This window comes from Thermodiscus maritimus, assembly GCF_055382595.1.
Genome location: NZ_AP042434.1, coordinates 143138 through 158172 on the forward strand (window position 1 = coordinate 143138; position 15035 = coordinate 158172).

The 15035-nt window shown below is 56.0% G+C and carries 18 protein-coding genes; 6 read left to right on the plus strand and 12 right to left on the minus strand.

The genetic code is table 11. From position 1 onward, the window contains the following. The first annotated feature begins 33 nt into the window (after positions 1-33). A complete protein-coding gene (locus ACZ47H_RS00740) occupies positions 34-378 on the plus strand; it encodes a hypothetical protein (RefSeq protein WP_464933320.1) in 345 nt (114 codons plus the stop codon). A gap of 76 nt (positions 379-454) precedes the next feature. On the opposite strand, the gene ACZ47H_RS00745 is transcribed toward ACZ47H_RS00740, so the two are convergent. The 8 genes from ACZ47H_RS00745 to ACZ47H_RS00780 form a co-directional block, all read right to left on the minus strand. Continuing rightward, entirely contained in the window at positions 455-589 is a 135-nt protein-coding gene (locus tag ACZ47H_RS00745; protein ID WP_464933321.1) for a hypothetical protein, read from the minus strand. Positions 590-593: 4 nt separating this feature from the next. Next, positions 594-1286: a precorrin-2 dehydrogenase/sirohydrochlorin ferrochelatase family protein gene (locus ACZ47H_RS00750; RefSeq protein WP_464933322.1), complete on the minus strand. Its 693-nt coding sequence runs from the start codon at positions 1284-1286 to the stop codon at positions 594-596. Beyond that, the gene (locus ACZ47H_RS00755) at positions 1276-2448 is read right to left on the minus strand and encodes a radical SAM/SPASM domain-containing protein (RefSeq protein ID WP_464933323.1); all 1173 of its coding nucleotides are present in this window, start codon (positions 2446-2448) and stop codon (positions 1276-1278) included. The genes ACZ47H_RS00750 and ACZ47H_RS00755 overlap by 11 nt, the downstream gene beginning before the upstream one ends. A 7-nt stretch (positions 2449-2455) precedes the next feature. Then, complete coding sequence (locus ACZ47H_RS00760; protein WP_464933324.1) at positions 2456-3445, minus strand: Lrp/AsnC family transcriptional regulator; 990 nt, start codon at positions 3443-3445, stop codon at positions 2456-2458. After that, on the minus strand, positions 3435-4592 hold the full coding sequence (locus ACZ47H_RS00765; RefSeq protein WP_464933325.1) for a TIGR04053 family radical SAM/SPASM domain-containing protein: 1158 nt from the start codon (positions 4590-4592) through the stop codon (positions 3435-3437). The genes ACZ47H_RS00760 and ACZ47H_RS00765 overlap by 11 nt, the downstream gene beginning before the upstream one ends. Before the next feature lie 124 nt (positions 4593-4716). Beyond that, the gene (locus ACZ47H_RS00770; RefSeq protein WP_464933326.1) at positions 4717-5463 is read right to left on the minus strand and encodes a nitroreductase family protein; all 747 of its coding nucleotides are present in this window, start codon (positions 5461-5463) and stop codon (positions 4717-4719) included. A gap of 159 nt (positions 5464-5622) precedes the next feature. Next, positions 5623-5904 carry a magnetosome magnetite crystal formation protein family gene (locus tag ACZ47H_RS00775; protein WP_464933992.1) on the minus strand — a complete coding sequence of 94 codons (282 nt, stop codon included), beginning with the start codon at positions 5902-5904 and terminating at the stop codon, positions 5623-5625. 226 nt (positions 5905-6130) lie between these two features. Further along, positions 6131-6397 (minus strand): hypothetical protein, encoded by a 267-nt coding sequence (locus tag ACZ47H_RS00780; protein ID WP_464933327.1) that lies wholly within the window; start codon positions 6395-6397, stop codon positions 6131-6133. Between the two features lie 230 nt (positions 6398-6627). On the opposite strand from ACZ47H_RS00780, the gene ACZ47H_RS00785 reads away from it, so the two are divergent. Genes ACZ47H_RS00785 through ACZ47H_RS00800 form a run of 4 tightly spaced genes read left to right on the plus strand, consistent with a single transcriptional unit; the run spans position 6628 to position 9862 of the window. After that, positions 6628-7374, plus strand: a complete 747-nt coding sequence (locus ACZ47H_RS00785) for an ECF transporter S component (RefSeq protein ID WP_464933328.1) — start codon at positions 6628-6630, stop codon at positions 7372-7374. After that, positions 7367-8641 carry an ATP-binding cassette domain-containing protein gene (locus tag ACZ47H_RS00790; protein WP_464933329.1) on the plus strand — a complete coding sequence of 425 codons (1275 nt, stop codon included), beginning with the start codon at positions 7367-7369 and terminating at the stop codon, positions 8639-8641. The genes ACZ47H_RS00785 and ACZ47H_RS00790 overlap by 8 nt, the downstream gene beginning before the upstream one ends. Further along, entirely contained in the window at positions 8638-9345 is a 708-nt protein-coding gene (locus ACZ47H_RS00795) for an energy-coupling factor transporter transmembrane component T family protein (protein ID WP_464933330.1), read from the plus strand. The genes ACZ47H_RS00790 and ACZ47H_RS00795 overlap by 4 nt, the downstream gene beginning before the upstream one ends. Positions 9346-9400: 55 nt before the next feature. Next, a complete protein-coding gene (locus ACZ47H_RS00800; RefSeq protein ID WP_464933331.1) occupies positions 9401-9862 on the plus strand; it encodes a hypothetical protein in 462 nt (153 codons plus the stop codon). Between the two features lie 13 nt (positions 9863-9875). On the opposite strand, the gene ACZ47H_RS00805 is transcribed toward ACZ47H_RS00800, so the two are convergent. The 3 genes from ACZ47H_RS00805 to ACZ47H_RS00815 form a co-directional block, all read right to left on the minus strand. Further along, positions 9876-10172: an antibiotic biosynthesis monooxygenase family protein gene (locus ACZ47H_RS00805; RefSeq protein WP_464933332.1), complete on the minus strand. Its 297-nt coding sequence runs from the start codon at positions 10170-10172 to the stop codon at positions 9876-9878. Between the two features lie 62 nt (positions 10173-10234). Next, the gene (locus ACZ47H_RS00810) at positions 10235-11035 is read right to left on the minus strand and encodes an ABC transporter permease (protein ID WP_464933333.1); all 801 of its coding nucleotides are present in this window, start codon (positions 11033-11035) and stop codon (positions 10235-10237) included. Further along, the gene (locus ACZ47H_RS00815; protein ID WP_464933334.1) at positions 11032-11979 is read right to left on the minus strand and encodes an ABC transporter ATP-binding protein; all 948 of its coding nucleotides are present in this window, start codon (positions 11977-11979) and stop codon (positions 11032-11034) included. Before ACZ47H_RS00815 ends, ACZ47H_RS00810 begins: the two co-directional genes overlap by 4 nt. 164 nt (positions 11980-12143) lie before the next feature. Here ACZ47H_RS00815 and ACZ47H_RS00820 point away from each other — a divergent pair, with 164 nt between their 5' ends. Further along, entirely contained in the window at positions 12144-13295 is a 1152-nt protein-coding gene (locus tag ACZ47H_RS00820) for a pyridoxal-phosphate-dependent aminotransferase family protein (protein WP_464933335.1), read from the plus strand. A gap of 61 nt (positions 13296-13356) precedes the next feature. On the opposite strand, the gene ACZ47H_RS00825 is transcribed toward ACZ47H_RS00820, so the two are convergent. Further along, on the minus strand, positions 13357-14910 hold the full coding sequence (locus ACZ47H_RS00825) for a gamma-glutamyltransferase family protein (RefSeq protein WP_464933336.1): 1554 nt from the start codon (positions 14908-14910) through the stop codon (positions 13357-13359). Positions 14911-15035: the final 125 nt, after the last annotated feature.

Here is a 15035-nt window from a genome sequence, read left to right on the forward strand (position 1 = left end):
CTCTGCAGCAATGGATGGTGTGGGGAGTATGAGTTGAGGGAGCTGCTAATAGTTCATCATAGGCCTGTGCGGGTGGATGCGGGCGAGGCTTATGAGGGGCTCACGAGGCTCCTCTCAAGCCTCCTGGACGCTAGAGTAAACCATGTCGACGTAGACTCACTCGAAGGCTACAATGCTTCTCCAGACCTGGTCGTTAGCCTATTCGTTTTCAGCGGAGGCCACCATGAGACGGTTGCAGAAAGGTTCGGTGACCGCGTTGTTGGCCCTCTGAACGAGGCAGTGGTTATCGAGCACATCCTACGCCACTACACAGGGCTACCCGGCGGGGGAGGGGGAGAGGGGTTACACTCATATACTATGCGTCTAGGAGGAGGCTGAGGGAGAGGGAGGAGGCCGCCAGACGCCTCGCTAGGAGGCTCTCAAACCTGCTCGGGGTAGAGGTTGAGTCCACGCCCTACGAGTATGGTGGGCGGGTCGAGTGCGCTGATAATAGAGTGTATGCTCCCCTCGTAATGGCTCCCAGCAAGCTCACCGAGATCCTAGACGGGCAGGGCTGTACTAGGCTGCCCTCTATTCTAGAGGGCAGCATGGATCTAGTCGCCTCCTGGATCACGGGGGTCCTTGATGGATTCCAGCGCTGCGGCTAGAGCCCTATTATATGCACCCTCCTCATCGCCCTCCCCAGCGAGCCTGTGAACCTCTGGGTCAGCGTCGGCGGCGAGGTTAGCCTTAAATCTAGCCCTTGGATCCGCCACGTTCTCCTTCAAGTACCTCTTCAGCCTAGCCATAGCCCTATAGAGGGTCCTGTAGTAGGGGTCCCTCTCAAGGACCTGGAGGATTCTCTCCAGCGCCCTCCTAGCACCAACACCCGTCTCGCCCAGGCTGGTGGCTGCTATGTGGAGCCCGTAGCTGGTCCGGCCGCGGTAGGGGACTATCATGTTGCCCTTCCGCGCCTCGACGGCGTTGTTGACTAGGATCCCCCTCTTTAAAGCCTCCCCCGCTATCCTCTCTGCTAGACCCTTATCACTTACTGCTATGACCACGATAACCGCGTCTCCAATAAGCTCGCCTATATTGGCGTCCCTCAAGTCAACTCTTTCTATCTCCACCAGTCCCTTCTCCGCTAGCTCAGTGAGCTCGGGGGTGAAGTCTAGAGCGTATACCCTCACCCTCGCCCCCGCTTCAGCTAGCATTCGAGCCCTCCGAGACGCTACTCCACCCCCTCCGAACACCACTGCTTTGAGGCCTCGGGGGTTTATGTAGAAGGGGAGCCATTCAGCCTCCATACCACTTCCTCCCCAAAGCCCATGTGTCTATGAAGCATGACGGGTCATCGCCCCAGAAGTCCCCGTTCACCACCAGCGCCCTATTCCTGCTGCCTCCTCCACAGACCTCCTTTACGGGGCAGGATGAGCACTTCGGCCCCCTCAACCTCGATGGAATGTTGAAGAACGGCTTCAGCTTCGGGTTTTCCGGGGTCAGTATCTCGCTGAGCCTCTGCCTGCGGAGGTCTCCTACCACCACGTAGTCTATGAACTGGCACGGCCTCACAGTGCCGTCGGGGTATATGCTTACAGTCTTCCTACCACAGTCCCCCTGTGCCCCCACAAGCTCCAGGTATTCTTGGAACTCCTTCTTAGTCTTCGAGAGTATATCTGCTAGGTAGATGCCTGCGAAGTTCATCCTCACCAATAGTATCTCCAAAGCGCCCTCGTACTCCCGGGCCTTCTCTACCAGGGCGTCGATCATGCTCTTCAGCTGCTCGTGGCTCGGCAGGTCCTCTACCAGCTCCCTACCCCTCCCTATAGTGTCTAGTAGGTAAACGCTAACCCTCTGAAGGCCCAGCTCGGCGGCGAAATCGATCATTCTGGGGACCTCCTCCGTGTTCCACCTGGTCGCGGTCACCCTTAATCCTGTGGGGAGGCCTGCTGCGACGGAGTTCTTCATTCCACGCACCGCCGCCTCCCAAGCGCCCTTGACGCCCCTGAACTTGTCGTGAACCTCTGGGTCGAGGCTGTCGAGGCTTATCCCCACATAGGAGACTCCGAGCCTGGCGAGCCTCTCAGCGTTCTTCTCGTCTATGAGGGTCCCGTTTGTTGAGACGCTCGTCTTCGGCCTTCCCATGCTGTGGAAGTATTCGAGGGGCTTCCAGAACTTCTCGCTTATAAGGGGCTCTCCTCCCGTGAAGACTACCAGCGGGATCCCCTGCTCAACTATCTCCCTCGCTATCCTCATAGTCTCCTCGATGCTCAGCTCCGAGAGGCCAGGGTTGGGCCCCGCGTTTATGTAGCAGTGCTCGCAGTGCAGGTTGCACTTGTATGTGACGTTCCAGAATACCACCGGCCTGAGCAGGCTGGTGAACCTGCTCGGCCTGCCCCTATGATACCTACCCTTTATCCTAGTAGAGACAGTACCCTTCCCCGTCGCCATAACTGATAGGGGGATCACGGCCCTCTCACCTCACCACCCCAGGCTTGAGGTCCTCAATACTCCTGATCACATGGTAGCTCTTGGGACCACACCTCTCTACCGCCTCGGAGATCACCTCTTCCATCAGCCTCCTGTTCACGGCGTGGACCATGAAGTAGCAGGTGTGCTTCCACTTCCCAGCCGGTATGCTCGCCCTCTGAACCACGTGGGTCGCGAATGGTAGGCTCGATACGCACTCGCAGAGCCTCTCCTCGACGCCAGCCGGCTCCATTACAACCATAGCGTTCTCCACAAATCCCACCCTGTGACCGTCTAGGGCCGCGCCGGGGTCCCCCAGGATACCTGCCTCCAACAGTCTCCACGCTAGAGCCGCTGCCTCCTCCTCGCTCACTCCCAGGCTCTGAGCGATCCTCGAGTAGGGGTTTGCTGAGAGCTCTAGTGACTTGAAGAGGTTGAGCTTTCCAGGCTCCACCCCATATTCGAGCGAGCTGGGAGGGTTTGGGTTCACATAGCTGTATTCGCCGGCCCACGAGATCCCCTTGTAGAGGTCGTACTTCACGCTCAGCTTGTAGGTTCTCACACTGTATAATATGACGTAGTCGATGCCAAGCTGCTCCGACACGCTCTTGGCGTGGGCGACCAGCTCTTCCATAGTGGGCCTCTTAGTAACAACCCATACATCGTAAACCGGGTGGTCACGGAGGTAGACGTGGGTGGCGTGGGGGTCCCTCTGGTAGATGGCTGCCAGTTCCCCAATCTTGCCCTCGCTGCGGTAGGCGATGAGGGCGGCCTTCAACCCCTTACTCCTATAGTTGACATAGTAGCCTATCCTCTTCAGCTTCTTCTCCCTCCTCAGCTTAGCCAGTGCTTCGACGACCTCGTCTACGCTCGCCCCAAGCCTCTCAGCTACAACGTGGAAGGGGCGATGGCTTCTGGGGAACCTGTACTGGAGCTCCATGAGGAGGTCCTTTTCAAACCCGGATAGGGATACCTCGTCTACCACGCTACCTGCCAACTCCTTCTAACACCTCCATAGGAAGGCTACCAGGCTCGTAGAGGCAGGAGGGGTCCTCTGCGAGGGGGTCCCCTGTGTAGGAGAATGCCCTGGCCCTGCTGCCCCCGCATATATCGCGGAACTCGCACCTCCCACACTTACCCTTAAGCCTCTCACGTAGGCTGGAGAAGAGGAGGCTTCTCCTATAAATCTCGACTAGGCTCCTATGCCTAATGTTCCCCGCGGAGAGGGGGAGGAATCCGCTCGGGTAAACGCTGCCATTATATGAGATGAATACCACTCCCCTCCCATCCATCGTTCCAGTGGTGTGGGCAAGCGGGGGACCCTCGGGGTCGCCGAGGAGCTCCCTAAGCCTCTCCATGAGCCTATGGTAGAGGGGGCCGAGATGCTCGTCAATCTCAGCCAGCCTGTCTTTAGCCTCATAGTATCTCCTTGTAAGGGCAGCCCTCCTAAATATTGGCCCCTCCGTAGTCCTTATCCTCACCCCGTACCTGCTGGCCTCGTAGAGGAAGTGGCTGACATCCTCCCACTCGCTAGGTGTCAGGTCCTGGCTCCTCTCCCCTCTCCCCACTGGTACTAGGTAGAAGACTTCCCACGTTGTTATCCCGAGATCCCTGAGGAGCTTAACCATATCCGCTAGCCCCTCGACGGTTTTCTTCATCACAACAGTGTTTACCTGGACCCTAACCTTCCTCTTCTTAAACTCCCTCAGCGCCCAGACGGTCCGCTCCCATGTACCCTCGATACCCCGGATGTCATCGTGTACCTCCGGGTAGGGGCTGTCGAGGCTGAGGCTCACGGCTCCAACCATGGATGAGATACGGTCTATCGCCTCCTCTGTTAGGAGGGGGGTTACGCTTGGAGCCATGGCACTCCTAACCCCCTTGTCGCGGGCGTATTCGAGGAGCACCCAGATGTCCCTCCTCATCAAGGGGTCGCCGCCCGTGAAGATGAGTATTGGCGACGGCCTGCCGAACTCGGCGACCATGTCGATTAGCCTCTTACCCTCCTCGGTCGAGAGCTCGCCTGGAAGAGCCTCTGTTATCGCCTCAGCCCTGCAGTGCTCGCATTTTAGCAGGCAGGCTTTTGTTGTCTCCCAGAAGACCAGCAGCGGCTTCTCGTGGTAAGGCCAGCTGCCCCTCATCATCTCATGTGCACCTGCAGTTTTCTTGGTGAGGATGGAGTGTGGGGGGAGCGTATTATCCGGTGGATTAGATCGCTAAGAGTCTTCTATGAAAGTATAAGTACCGGTAATTACAATCACGCATATACTATAGCTTAAAGCCCATCTTCTCTAGTAGTCTTGGAAGCTCCCTGTTCCTCACCTCGAAGTATCCTCCCCTGCCAACGTATCTCTTTAGGAGCCGGAGGTAGTCTCCCCTCCTCGTTATAGGGGCCATAACCCCGTAGGCCTCCGCCAACTCATCCTCACTGTACTCGTGGTATTCCTCGCTGTGGAAGAGAGTCTCTAGTGGGAGCCTAGGCCTCAGTGGAGGCTCCTCGTTGGGGACCCCCACTACAAGGCCGAAGAGAGGGTAGGTCTTCCTCGGCAACTTCAGCAAGCCTATAATCTCCTCCGCGGCATTATGGACGGCCCCAATGAAGCAGGTCCCGTAGCCCATGCTCACCGCTGCTAGCGCTAGGTTCTCAGCAGCTAACCCCGCGTCTATCGCGGCGAAGAGCAGGAGTGCATGGTCTACGTCCCCCATCTCTTCCCCACGGTACTCGAGGAGCCTCTCCAGCCTATAGAGGTCGGCGATGAAGAGGAAGAAGTCGCTGGCCTCCCCTATATGTCTTTGACCGGTAAGCTCCGCGATCCTCCACTTCTTCTCATCATCCCTAACATGCACCGCGCTCCAGAGGTGGAGGGCGGCGTCTGTAGGCGCCCTCTGCGCCGCCTCCATCATGACCCTTACATGCTCCATCGGGATCTTTACAGGCTTATACCTGCGGACAGACCTCCTAGCGTATACGATCTTCATGTATTCCTCCAGCAGGCTGTTCCCCTCCCCTGCCACGGCAAGCACCGTTTAAGATACATGCTGGGACTGGAATTATTAAGTAGAAGTTAGTATTTTTTAACTAGTTAGGATAGAATAATTATGTGAGTAAGCAAGCATTACCACTAGCATCCAGCAGAATAAAAAGACATTATCTGCCCTTATGGAGGAGATCCTCTATATGTTTATCATCACTGCTATCCTGGAGACTACGGGAGGCTCCCATAATTCTCCATTGAGTATCTTCAGTATCCCTATAATCCATATGATCAAGGCCCCCAGCACGATCAGCCACCCTATTACTCCTATTATTGGGATAGGTTGGAATATCGCGCCTATGATCCAAATTATTGTTAGGGCAATAGAGTTCCTTATCCAGTGCTTCACCTTAGGGTCATCCTTCGGGCCAGCTACGTAGGCTATTATCGCTCCTATAATGCCTAGGACCCACGCTATCAGCTACCACATCTTTGTTTCATCGACCTGGACGCTCTGCTGGGATGAATTATCGCTGGCGTGGTTTTCCGTGGACAAGCTCGTATACACCTCTAGCTCTGTGCGTTTTCAATTAGAGTATTTATATTTTATTAGTTCATCATAATATAAAATTATATAAATTGACTAGACTATTCCCAGCCCGAATATTACAAGTACCATTAGCCCTTCTAGAGGCTCGAGTAGAAGGCTATTCTTCTTCCTCCTCCTTCAGCCTACGCAGCTCCTTCCTCAAGCGGCGGACCTCCTCCCTCAACTCTTCGACCTCGCTGTAATTGTTGCGAGAGGATACATGGTTCACCAAAGCTATAATTAAAACCACCAACAATACCAGGAATATTATCCAGAAAATCATCCCGAACCCCATAAAACCTCCACAGCAACCACCCATCATTCCTGGTTCATCGCCATGCAGCTCTAACGTCGAAGCTATCACTCCTAACTTTAAGACCGGCATTTCTCTCATCCATGTCTAGGCTCGTATACGGGGCTTATATATATTGGTTAATATATTCATTATTATCATAAACTTATTCGCGACGCAGAGATAGTCCCTGGGAAATTAATTGAGGCGGATAGAGGAGGCAGGCATAAATTATTCTCCAGGAAACCCTTTTTACTATGCAGGCATAGGACATTAAACGGGATAACAGCTGATGCACCCCGATATGGGGGTGGATCACGGTATTGACGAACGGGGAGAACACGGGCGGGGAGACGAGGAGCTGGATCCGTATAGTTGTATATACCTCGATCTATGCAGCCCTAGTGTTCGCCGCCACCCTTATCTCCGTCTCGACCCCCATCACTGAGGGCTACTTCAATCTAGGAGAGAGCATGGTTTACACGAGCGCAGTCCTCGGCGGGCCGATTATAGGTGGACTAGCCGGTGGTATTGGGAGTGCGTTCGCAGACCTCTATCTCGGCTACAGCCACTACGCCCCTGGCACCCTTGTGATAAAGGGGCTGGAGGGATACCTCACCGGGCTAGTCTATGTCAGGCTCTCCCGGCTCAGCAGGGAGACTCTGAGGAAGCTAGCCCTACCCCTCTCCCTCCTAGTCTCTGGATCAATAGTGGCTGCGGGATCAGTGCTCTACGGAGCACTCTATGGCGGCGACACGGTTCTAGAGATTTGGGGTAGGAGCGTCTCATTCCACATCCCCCTCTGGGCCTGGGTATTGGTGAGCCTGATCGTGGGCCTCTGGATCATATACGTCGTGTTGAGGAGCGACCCACGCTACTCATCAGCCCTCATAGGAATGCTCCTCGGAGGGACCCTAATGGTGACGGGCTACTTCCTATACGAGTCAATAGTCCTAGGCTACGGCGTCTCCGCCGCCGCGGAGATACCCGTCAACTTCGGCCAGGCCCTTATAGGGGCGAGCATAGCCCTACCCCTGGTTTCGGCGGTCAGGCGGGCGGGTTATGATTGAGGTAGAGGGGCTCCGGGTATGGCTCGACGACAGAATAGTGGTTGATCACGCCTCCTTCACCGTGGAGCCTGGTAGTATCGTAGTCTTATCCGGCCCCAACGGGGGAGGGAAGACAACCATACTCAGAGTCCTCCTGGGGATCATACCGAACTATCTCCCAGGCAGGGTTGAGGGACGCATACTAGTTGATGGAGTGGATCCGTTGAGGGACCCCCGAGCTATAAGGAGGATCCTTCAGGGGACCCAGCAGGATCCAGTAGCACAGGTTGTGGGACCCACGGTGTTCGCGGAGGCCGCCCTAACACCTAGCCTCTGGGGCCTTAGTCGGGGCGAGGTTCTCCAAAGAGCCCAGAGGGCGCTCATGCTCCTCGGCATAGCCAGGCTCGCGGGAAGACCAGTTCACAGGCTCTCCACTGGAGAGCTAGTGAAGACTGCGCTCGCAGGCGTTCTCTCGGGAGATCCAAGGTACCTCCTACTAGACGAGCCCAGCAGCCACCTAGACCCGCCCTCCGCCCGCTCGCTCCAGCTAATACTTGAGGAGCTGAGGAGGAGGGGGCTGGGCCTGCTGGTGGCAAGCCATGATAAAAGAATACATGAGATGGCGGACAAGTGCTATACCGTAAGGGTAAGCTTAACTGAGGGGTGTGCTAGGGGGCCGCCGCTGCCAATGAAGCCACCCCCTGCTAAGCGGGGCGGTGGGGCTGTTGTGAGGGTGGAGGGTGTTTGGGCTAGGTATCCTGGATCATCAAGGTGGGCCCTCCGCGGCGCGAGCCTCGAGGCGGGGCGGGGAGAGATAGTAGCGCTGCTCGGCCCCAACGGTTCGGGTAAAACGACTATACTACTGGTTCTAGCTGGAATCCTATCCCCGAGCAGGGGGCGGGTGGTTGTTGGGGAGAAGCCCGCCCTCCTACCCCCAGACCCCCTCCTCTTGTTCTCCCGGGGGACCCTCCGCGATGAGGCCCAGGCGCTCGGAGGGGATCCTCCAGGCTGGGCCGAGAAGATTATTGACAAGCCCATCTTGAAGGCTAGCGGTGGAGAGCAGAGGCTCGCCGCGCTAGCTCTCGTAGCATTGTCTGGGAGGAGGCTCCTCCTCCTAGACGAGCCCACCGTGGGCCTTGACCCCTGGAATAGGAGGGTGATAGCCGAGGCGATACTGGCCTTGAGGAGCGAGGGCTACACGATCGTTATGGCGACTCATGACGAGGAGCTTGCTGGCTTAGCAGATAAGATCTACACTGTGAGGGAGGGGAGGGTGTCCCAGGCATGATACCCTGGCTCCTCCAGAGGATAGAGGCCGCCATAAACTATGAGGAGGAGGATAGGCTAGTCTATAAGGCCCATGCTGGCTTGAAGCTCCTAGCCCTACTAGTATCGTGGGCCGCCATACTAGAAGCCTCAACCCCCGCGAAGATGGCGGTCGCACTAGTCTACCCGCTTGCACTCCACCCCCTAGCCGGGTGGAGGAGGGCGAAGTACGCCTTCATAGCATCCATACTGCCCACAGCCTTCGTTGCAGTAGCAGTATTCCTCATCTCCCCCTATAAGCCCCTCACCATGCCCTGGCTGGAGAGGGGCCTCGTCCTCACTGGAAGGGTATACGGGTTATCCTCGGGGACCCTCCTATCATTCTCAACCACAACACCTGTGAGGCTAGCCAGCCTCTTCGCCAGGAGGGCTCCTCTCCTCCACGACATCACCCTGCTACTCTACAGGCTCGCTCCCCAGGCGGCTAGCGACCTTGCAACAGCGTATGCGAGCCAGAGGCTTCTGGGTAAGGGGCTCAGGGATCCTCTAACCGGCTCGGTTCTAGCCCAGCTGAAGAGGGGAAGGATGATTGAGTACTCCCTATACTCGAGGGGTATGACTCCAGGCTCACCCCGGACCCCTATAGATGATGGGGGCAGGATCCAGTACGGCATCCTACTACTACTGGCAAGCCTAGCTGTGGCCTTCGCAGCCCTCCTCCCATAGGCCCCACCATAATAATACCCCCCACCAACCACCCCAGGCATACCCGGGTGCTAGCTTGCCACCTAGCAGTGATTGCATGAAGTCCATGGAGGAGGCCCGGAAGACCCTTGAAGCCGCAGGCTTCCCCGCAATGATAGCGGATGATGGGACCCTCACCAGCTTCTTCGCCCTCGACGAGGAGGGGAGGGCCTTCGCCTATACCTCCGAGTGCCTAGAGGATGGTAGGCCGCAGAGCCACGCTGGCTTCAAGGGCGTGGTCGACTCTCTCGAGAAGCTTGAATGCAGCGAGAAGCTAAGGTTCCTAGAGGCACTCCTAACCATTCCAACACGGTACAAGGTCGCGATAGGGGTTGACAGGGACCTCATACTAGCATACTTCCCGCCAGGCGACCCGAGCTCAGCATACACGTATATCGGGTCAACCTTCGCCCTCGCCACAAACCTAGCAGGGTGGATGCTGGAGGCGCTGGATAAGCTGGCTCGCGGGGAGGAGATCCCCGAGTTCAGGCCGGAGTAGAATGCTGGGTAAACTAGCTCTCCAGCGTTATGTAGACCTTCCCCTCGCTCTCCGCGTTTATGCCACTAGTCCTCTCGCCGGAGTGGGCCTTCTTGAACTCCTCGCTCTCAACCCACCGCTTGAAGCTCTCCAGGTCCCTCCACCTCGTCAGCACTAGTACCTCCATATCCTCCTCGTTAACCAGCACCTCTACGCCCATGAAGCCCTCCATATCCTCCACCATATGGGACCTGTGCTTGAAAGCCTCCACAATGCGGTTGAACGACTCCTTATCCTTCGCAGTAATCCTATTCACTACCACTACGGGCACTTTCCTCACCGGGATCATATATTATTTCAAGTTATTAAAATAAGAGCATACATATTGAGGCTTCAGACGGGGTAGTCTCTCTGGGACAGGATGATCCAAGACCCTACTAGTAAGGCTAAGGCTATGAGGAGGGAGGCCGCCGCCTCCCGGAGTGGGTCGCCGGCCACCATCCCCAATTCAATGCTCGTGAATCCAGGCTTTAGGAGTACCAGTGCAAGGTGGGTTAGAGTGTAGTCCTCCGGGTTCTCTATGTAGGGGATCTGTGGTATGAGGTACTGTGCCAGGAATACTAGGCCGAAGGCTGCTAGGGCAGCGTATAGTGGTCGTGGTATGATGGAGGAGACTAGTATTGTGAGGCTTCCGAGGAGGACTAGTACTAGCATGGTTGCCGCGATTGCGTAGAGCAGTGGCTCAGCCACCTTCTCGAGCCCGTCTAGGCCTGCATGGTATGGTAGGGGTGCGTATGCGAGGATTATCGCGATAGGGGTCCCGTAGAGGATCATGAGGGCTGCGAGGCCTGCGAGGAACTTTCCAGCCACGATCTCGCTTATCCTGATCGGTTTGGCTAGGAGGAGCCTTATAGTGCCCCGGTCTATCTCCCCCGCTATCAGGTCGCTCATGGGTATTATGGCTATGAACTGGCCTATTATCCCCAGCCAGTAGTTTGGTATAAGGTTTGCTAGGAGGGACTCTACCCCCTCCAGCATTGCGTCCACGCCCTTTCCCTGCGGGCTTGGGCTTAGGAGGTAGATTATACTTGGCAGCAGTGTTACTGCGAAGAGGGCCTTAAACTTCCTGGATCCAACCATCCTAGAGAACTCTGACTCGACGAGCGCCATGAAAGGTGTAATCGACCGGGTCACTGCGCCTCCCTCCCCAATTCCAAGCTGAAGTGCTTCATGAGCATCCTCTCGAGTGGGCTTATGTGGGGCTTGAAGAGCTTGAGGGCTATCCCGTTATCTGCCAGGAACCTTGGAATCTCGTGGAAGAACTCCTCCATCAACCTCTCATCGAGGCGGACCCTTACAACCCCCTCCTCCACCCACGCCTCCCTCACGTAGACCTTATCCCGGAGGAACTCTAGGAGCCTCTCCGGGTCAGAGACTATTACATCGTAGTCTTCAGACTCTACATTGACGATGTCACGCAGCCTACCCTGCTCAACCAGCTGCCCATCCTTTATGAGCCCCACATAATTGCACATCCTCTCAACTTCCCCCACAATGTGGGAACTGACGAAGATCGTCTTCCCCCTCCTTGAGAGTTCCAGAACCTTACCGATGAACTCCATCCTCCCTAGAGGGTCGAGGTTGCTGGTGGGCTCATCGAGTATGAGGAGATCCGGGTCGCCGAGGAGGGCCATGGAGAAGATAACCCTCTGCCTCTGACCGCTCGACAGCTCCTTTATCTTATAGTAGGCTAGCCTCCCCACCCCGGTGAAGGCCATCACGCTCCTAGCCTGCCTAACCGCCTCATCCCTTGGAAGGCCTGCTAGGCGGGCCATATAGACTAGGAAATCATGTATTGTCATATCCTCGTATGCAAGGGGCTTCTCGGGCATATAGCCTACCCTAGCCATTGCCTTAACCCGCTCCCGCGGCATCTCGTGACCTAGGATCGTTATCTCCCCATAGGATGGCTTAACTGCCCCCGTAAGCATCTTGATCGTAGTCGTCTTCCCCGCCCCGTTGGGTCCCAGGAAGCCGTATACTACGCCCTTTGGGACACGGAGGTTGAGATTGTAGACTGCGCTTAGCTTTCCGAAGAACTTTGTGAGCTCCCTTGTCTCGATAGCGTACTCCTGCATCGCGACACCATAATCCCATGCTCTAGGATAGAGTATTAAGTGAATCGGCTACATATATATCTACTAGACTAGTAATGCCTCAGCCCCTCACAGGGCCCTCCCCGCCATGCCTTGATTAATAGATTTATGAATGCGGGCTAACTCTATTATAATAGGGGTCTAAAATGCCGCATCGTAAGCTCATCCTTATGACCCCTGGACCCACTCTCGTGGACCATGAGATCCTCCTCGCCATGGCAAAACCTACTGTGAACCACGTCTCGCCCGAGTTCGAGGAAGTACACCGTAACGTCCTCGCGAAGCTGAAGCGGGTCTTCGAGACAAACGGCGAGGTCCTCCTAATTCCCGGTAGTGGTACTAGTGCTATGGAGCTGGCGTTGAGAAGCGTCGTAGGAGAATCGACAAATGTTCTAGTTTTGAAGACAGGCTACTTCGCCAACTACTTGGAGAAGGGAGCTAGACTCCTAAATGCCCGTGTAATCGTTGAACAGGCCCCTCTAGGGTCCGGCTTCACAGCGGAAGCCCTTGACAGGGCACTAGAGAAGCATAAAGATGTCGATGTGGTGGCGCTGCAGCATGTGGATACTTCAACCAGCGTCGCGAACCCCATTAGTGAATTAGCTAAGACTGCTAAGGGGCATGGGGCGCGGATTGTAGTAGACTGTGTAGCCTCCGCCGGAGGCATGAGGTCTAATATGGACGAGAGGGGAATCGACGTTTGCTTCACCGGCTCCCAGAAGGCACTGGGAGCACCGCCAGGTCTTGGAATAGTTGCTTTTAGTGAGGAATTCAGTAGAGATTTAGAGGCCAAATCAAAGTCGCTCTACTTCGATATCGACATGCTGAGAAGGGAGATGGAGACGACGAGAAACTACTATGTCACACCATCTGTCAACTTAGTCTACGCCCTAGACAAGGCGCTGGATATAATATTAGAGGAGGGGCTAGAACGGAGGTTTGAAAGACACAGGATCATGGCGAGACTCGTTAGATCAGCACTAAGCGAGATGGGAGTAAGCCTTGTGGCGAAGGAAGGCTTCCAAGCCGACACTGTGACGGCAGCCTATCTCCCCGAGGGAGTAGACTGGGCCAGTCTCTACAGGGAGATGCGGAAGAGGGGTATAGAGATAGCCGGAGGGCTCGGCGAGTTGAAGGGCAAGATATTCCGAATAGGACATATGGGTCAAGTCGGCTACAACGAGCTGATTGCGACTATAGCAGCTCTTGAGAGAAGCTTCACCGCGCTGGGCTACAGAGTTGAATTGGGAAGAGCATTGGCAAAGATGCAGTCCATTCTCGCATCAATAAACGAGTAGGCAACCCTATAAATCAACCACGGCAATAAAGAAACGATAAGATTAGGATTATTAGAAATAGCTATATTTGTATTATTGCGGGGTAGCCGTCTCCCCTCGGATCCGTTGCAGCCCAGACAACGCTATCCCCAAGCATGACGGCGGCCGCAACCCCGGTCCTCCCATAAACCACCTCATAACCCGGCGGCACACGGGATTCCCTAGCACATCTATCGGCGACTACGCGGCAGCTACCAGGATCCCATAGGAGGCGTGGCAGCGCCACCGCCTCACCCAGCGTGTAGCCGTGGTCCACGATGCTCGTCACCAGATAAGCGTGCTGCTGGGGTCTAAAGTGTCCACCTGAAGCCCCCAATGCAATGATCCTGTCGTTGGACTCCATTATTACTGCTGAGAGGGTGTGGAGGGGCTTCTTCCCCGGTGCAACAGTGTTGGGCCTCCCTGGCTCCATGGTGAAGCCGCTCGCCCTCCCGTGTAGGGTGACCTGGTACTCCGGCTCAGTGACCGCGGAGCCGAATGGCATGAATAGGCTCTGTATCCCGGAGACAACCATACCCTCCCTGTCTACTACGGCGTAGTATGTTGTATCGCCGAATCCCGCCCCATTGTTCACGCCTGCACAGCTCGGAGGGCCCCTCGCAGCCATACTCCTCAGCATGCTAGTATAGTTGGGGGAGAGAAGCTCCTCAACACTCATAGTCATGTAGCGGGGATCTCCGAGCTCGGCGTCCCTAGCCTTATAGGCGGGGACTGCTGCGGAGAGTATGTAGTAGAACCTGTCGGAGGGGTCTCTTGGAAGACTCCACTGTTCTAGTATTGAGAGCATGTGGAGTGTTGTCACACCCTGAGTATTCGGCGGCATCTCCCAAACCCTCCAGCCCCTATACGTTATTGAGACTGGAGTCCTCCACTCAGAGTGGTACCTACTCATATCCTCGTGGCTCAGCACTCCACCCCTCTCTGCGAGGTACTCCTCAATCCTCCCAGCCGGCTCGCCCTCGTAGAAGCTCCTTGGGTCGTCGGCGATAAGTTGGAGCAGCTTTGCCAGCCCTGGAAACCTCACGGGGTCGCCGGGGCGCAGCTGGTCTCTTCCAAGATAGGTCTCCCTGGAACCAGGGTCTTGTGAGAGGATGCTCCTGTATGCCTCAACCGCCCGGGCTAGGCTTGGCGGGGCAGGGAATCCCTCATCCGCTAACCTGGCTACTCTCATAACTATGCTCTTCCACTCTAGGCTTCCAAGCCTCCTCCACATCTCGTATAGGGCGTCTATCATCCCCGGAACGGTAGTGGAGAGGGGGCCTCGGCGGGGGACCCTCTCATATCCCTTCGAGACTAGAAGGTCTCTAGTCAGCTGTGAGGGTGCGGGGCCGGATCCATCTATGAAGAGCGTCTCCCCACCAGGGGTATGGATGAGGGCGAAATAGTCCCCGCCAATACCCCCCAGGTGGGGGGCTACGACGGCCAGTGCGAGGCTGACGCCAACCGCCGCGTCTACAGCGTTCCCTCCCTGGGAGAGGATCCATAAGCCTACGGCTGAGGCTATAGGCTCCTCGCTCGCCACAGTCGCTCCGCGGGGTGAGTATGCTTCCCTCACAATTCCCTGCTCGACGCCCAAGACAATCGCCGGATATACAGTCTAGGATAAATCATGTATTTATCGAGACCAGTCCCAGCCTGGCTCGACTAGATATTTTTATCCGGGGAACGCTTTACAAGTGTATAATCGAGTGGTGCATTACT

Excerpts from the sequence above, each read along its gene's own strand:
- ACZ47H_RS00745 (WP_464933321.1), bottom strand. The coding sequence starts at position 589 with ATGCTGCCCTCTAGAATAGAGGGCAGCCTAGTACAGCCCTGCCCGTCT.
- ACZ47H_RS00750 (WP_464933322.1), bottom strand. The coding sequence starts at position 1,286 with ATGGAGGCTGAATGGCTCCCCTTCTACATAAACCCCCGAGGCCTCAAA.
- ACZ47H_RS00765 (WP_464933325.1), bottom strand. The coding sequence starts at position 4,592 with ATGATGAGGGGCAGCTGGCCTTACCACGAGAAGCCGCTGCTGGTCTTC.
- ACZ47H_RS00780 (WP_464933327.1), bottom strand. The coding sequence starts at position 6,397 with ATGCCGGTCTTAAAGTTAGGAGTGATAGCTTCGACGTTAGAGCTGCAT.
- ACZ47H_RS00790 (WP_464933329.1), top strand. The coding sequence starts at position 7,367 with ATGATTGAGGTAGAGGGGCTCCGGGTATGGCTCGACGACAGAATAGTG.
- ACZ47H_RS00795 (WP_464933330.1), top strand. The coding sequence starts at position 8,638 with ATGATACCCTGGCTCCTCCAGAGGATAGAGGCCGCCATAAACTATGAG.
- ACZ47H_RS00815 (WP_464933334.1), bottom strand. The coding sequence starts at position 11,979 with ATGCAGGAGTACGCTATCGAGACAAGGGAGCTCACAAAGTTCTTCGGA.
- ACZ47H_RS00820 (WP_464933335.1), top strand. The coding sequence starts at position 12,144 with ATGCCGCATCGTAAGCTCATCCTTATGACCCCTGGACCCACTCTCGTG.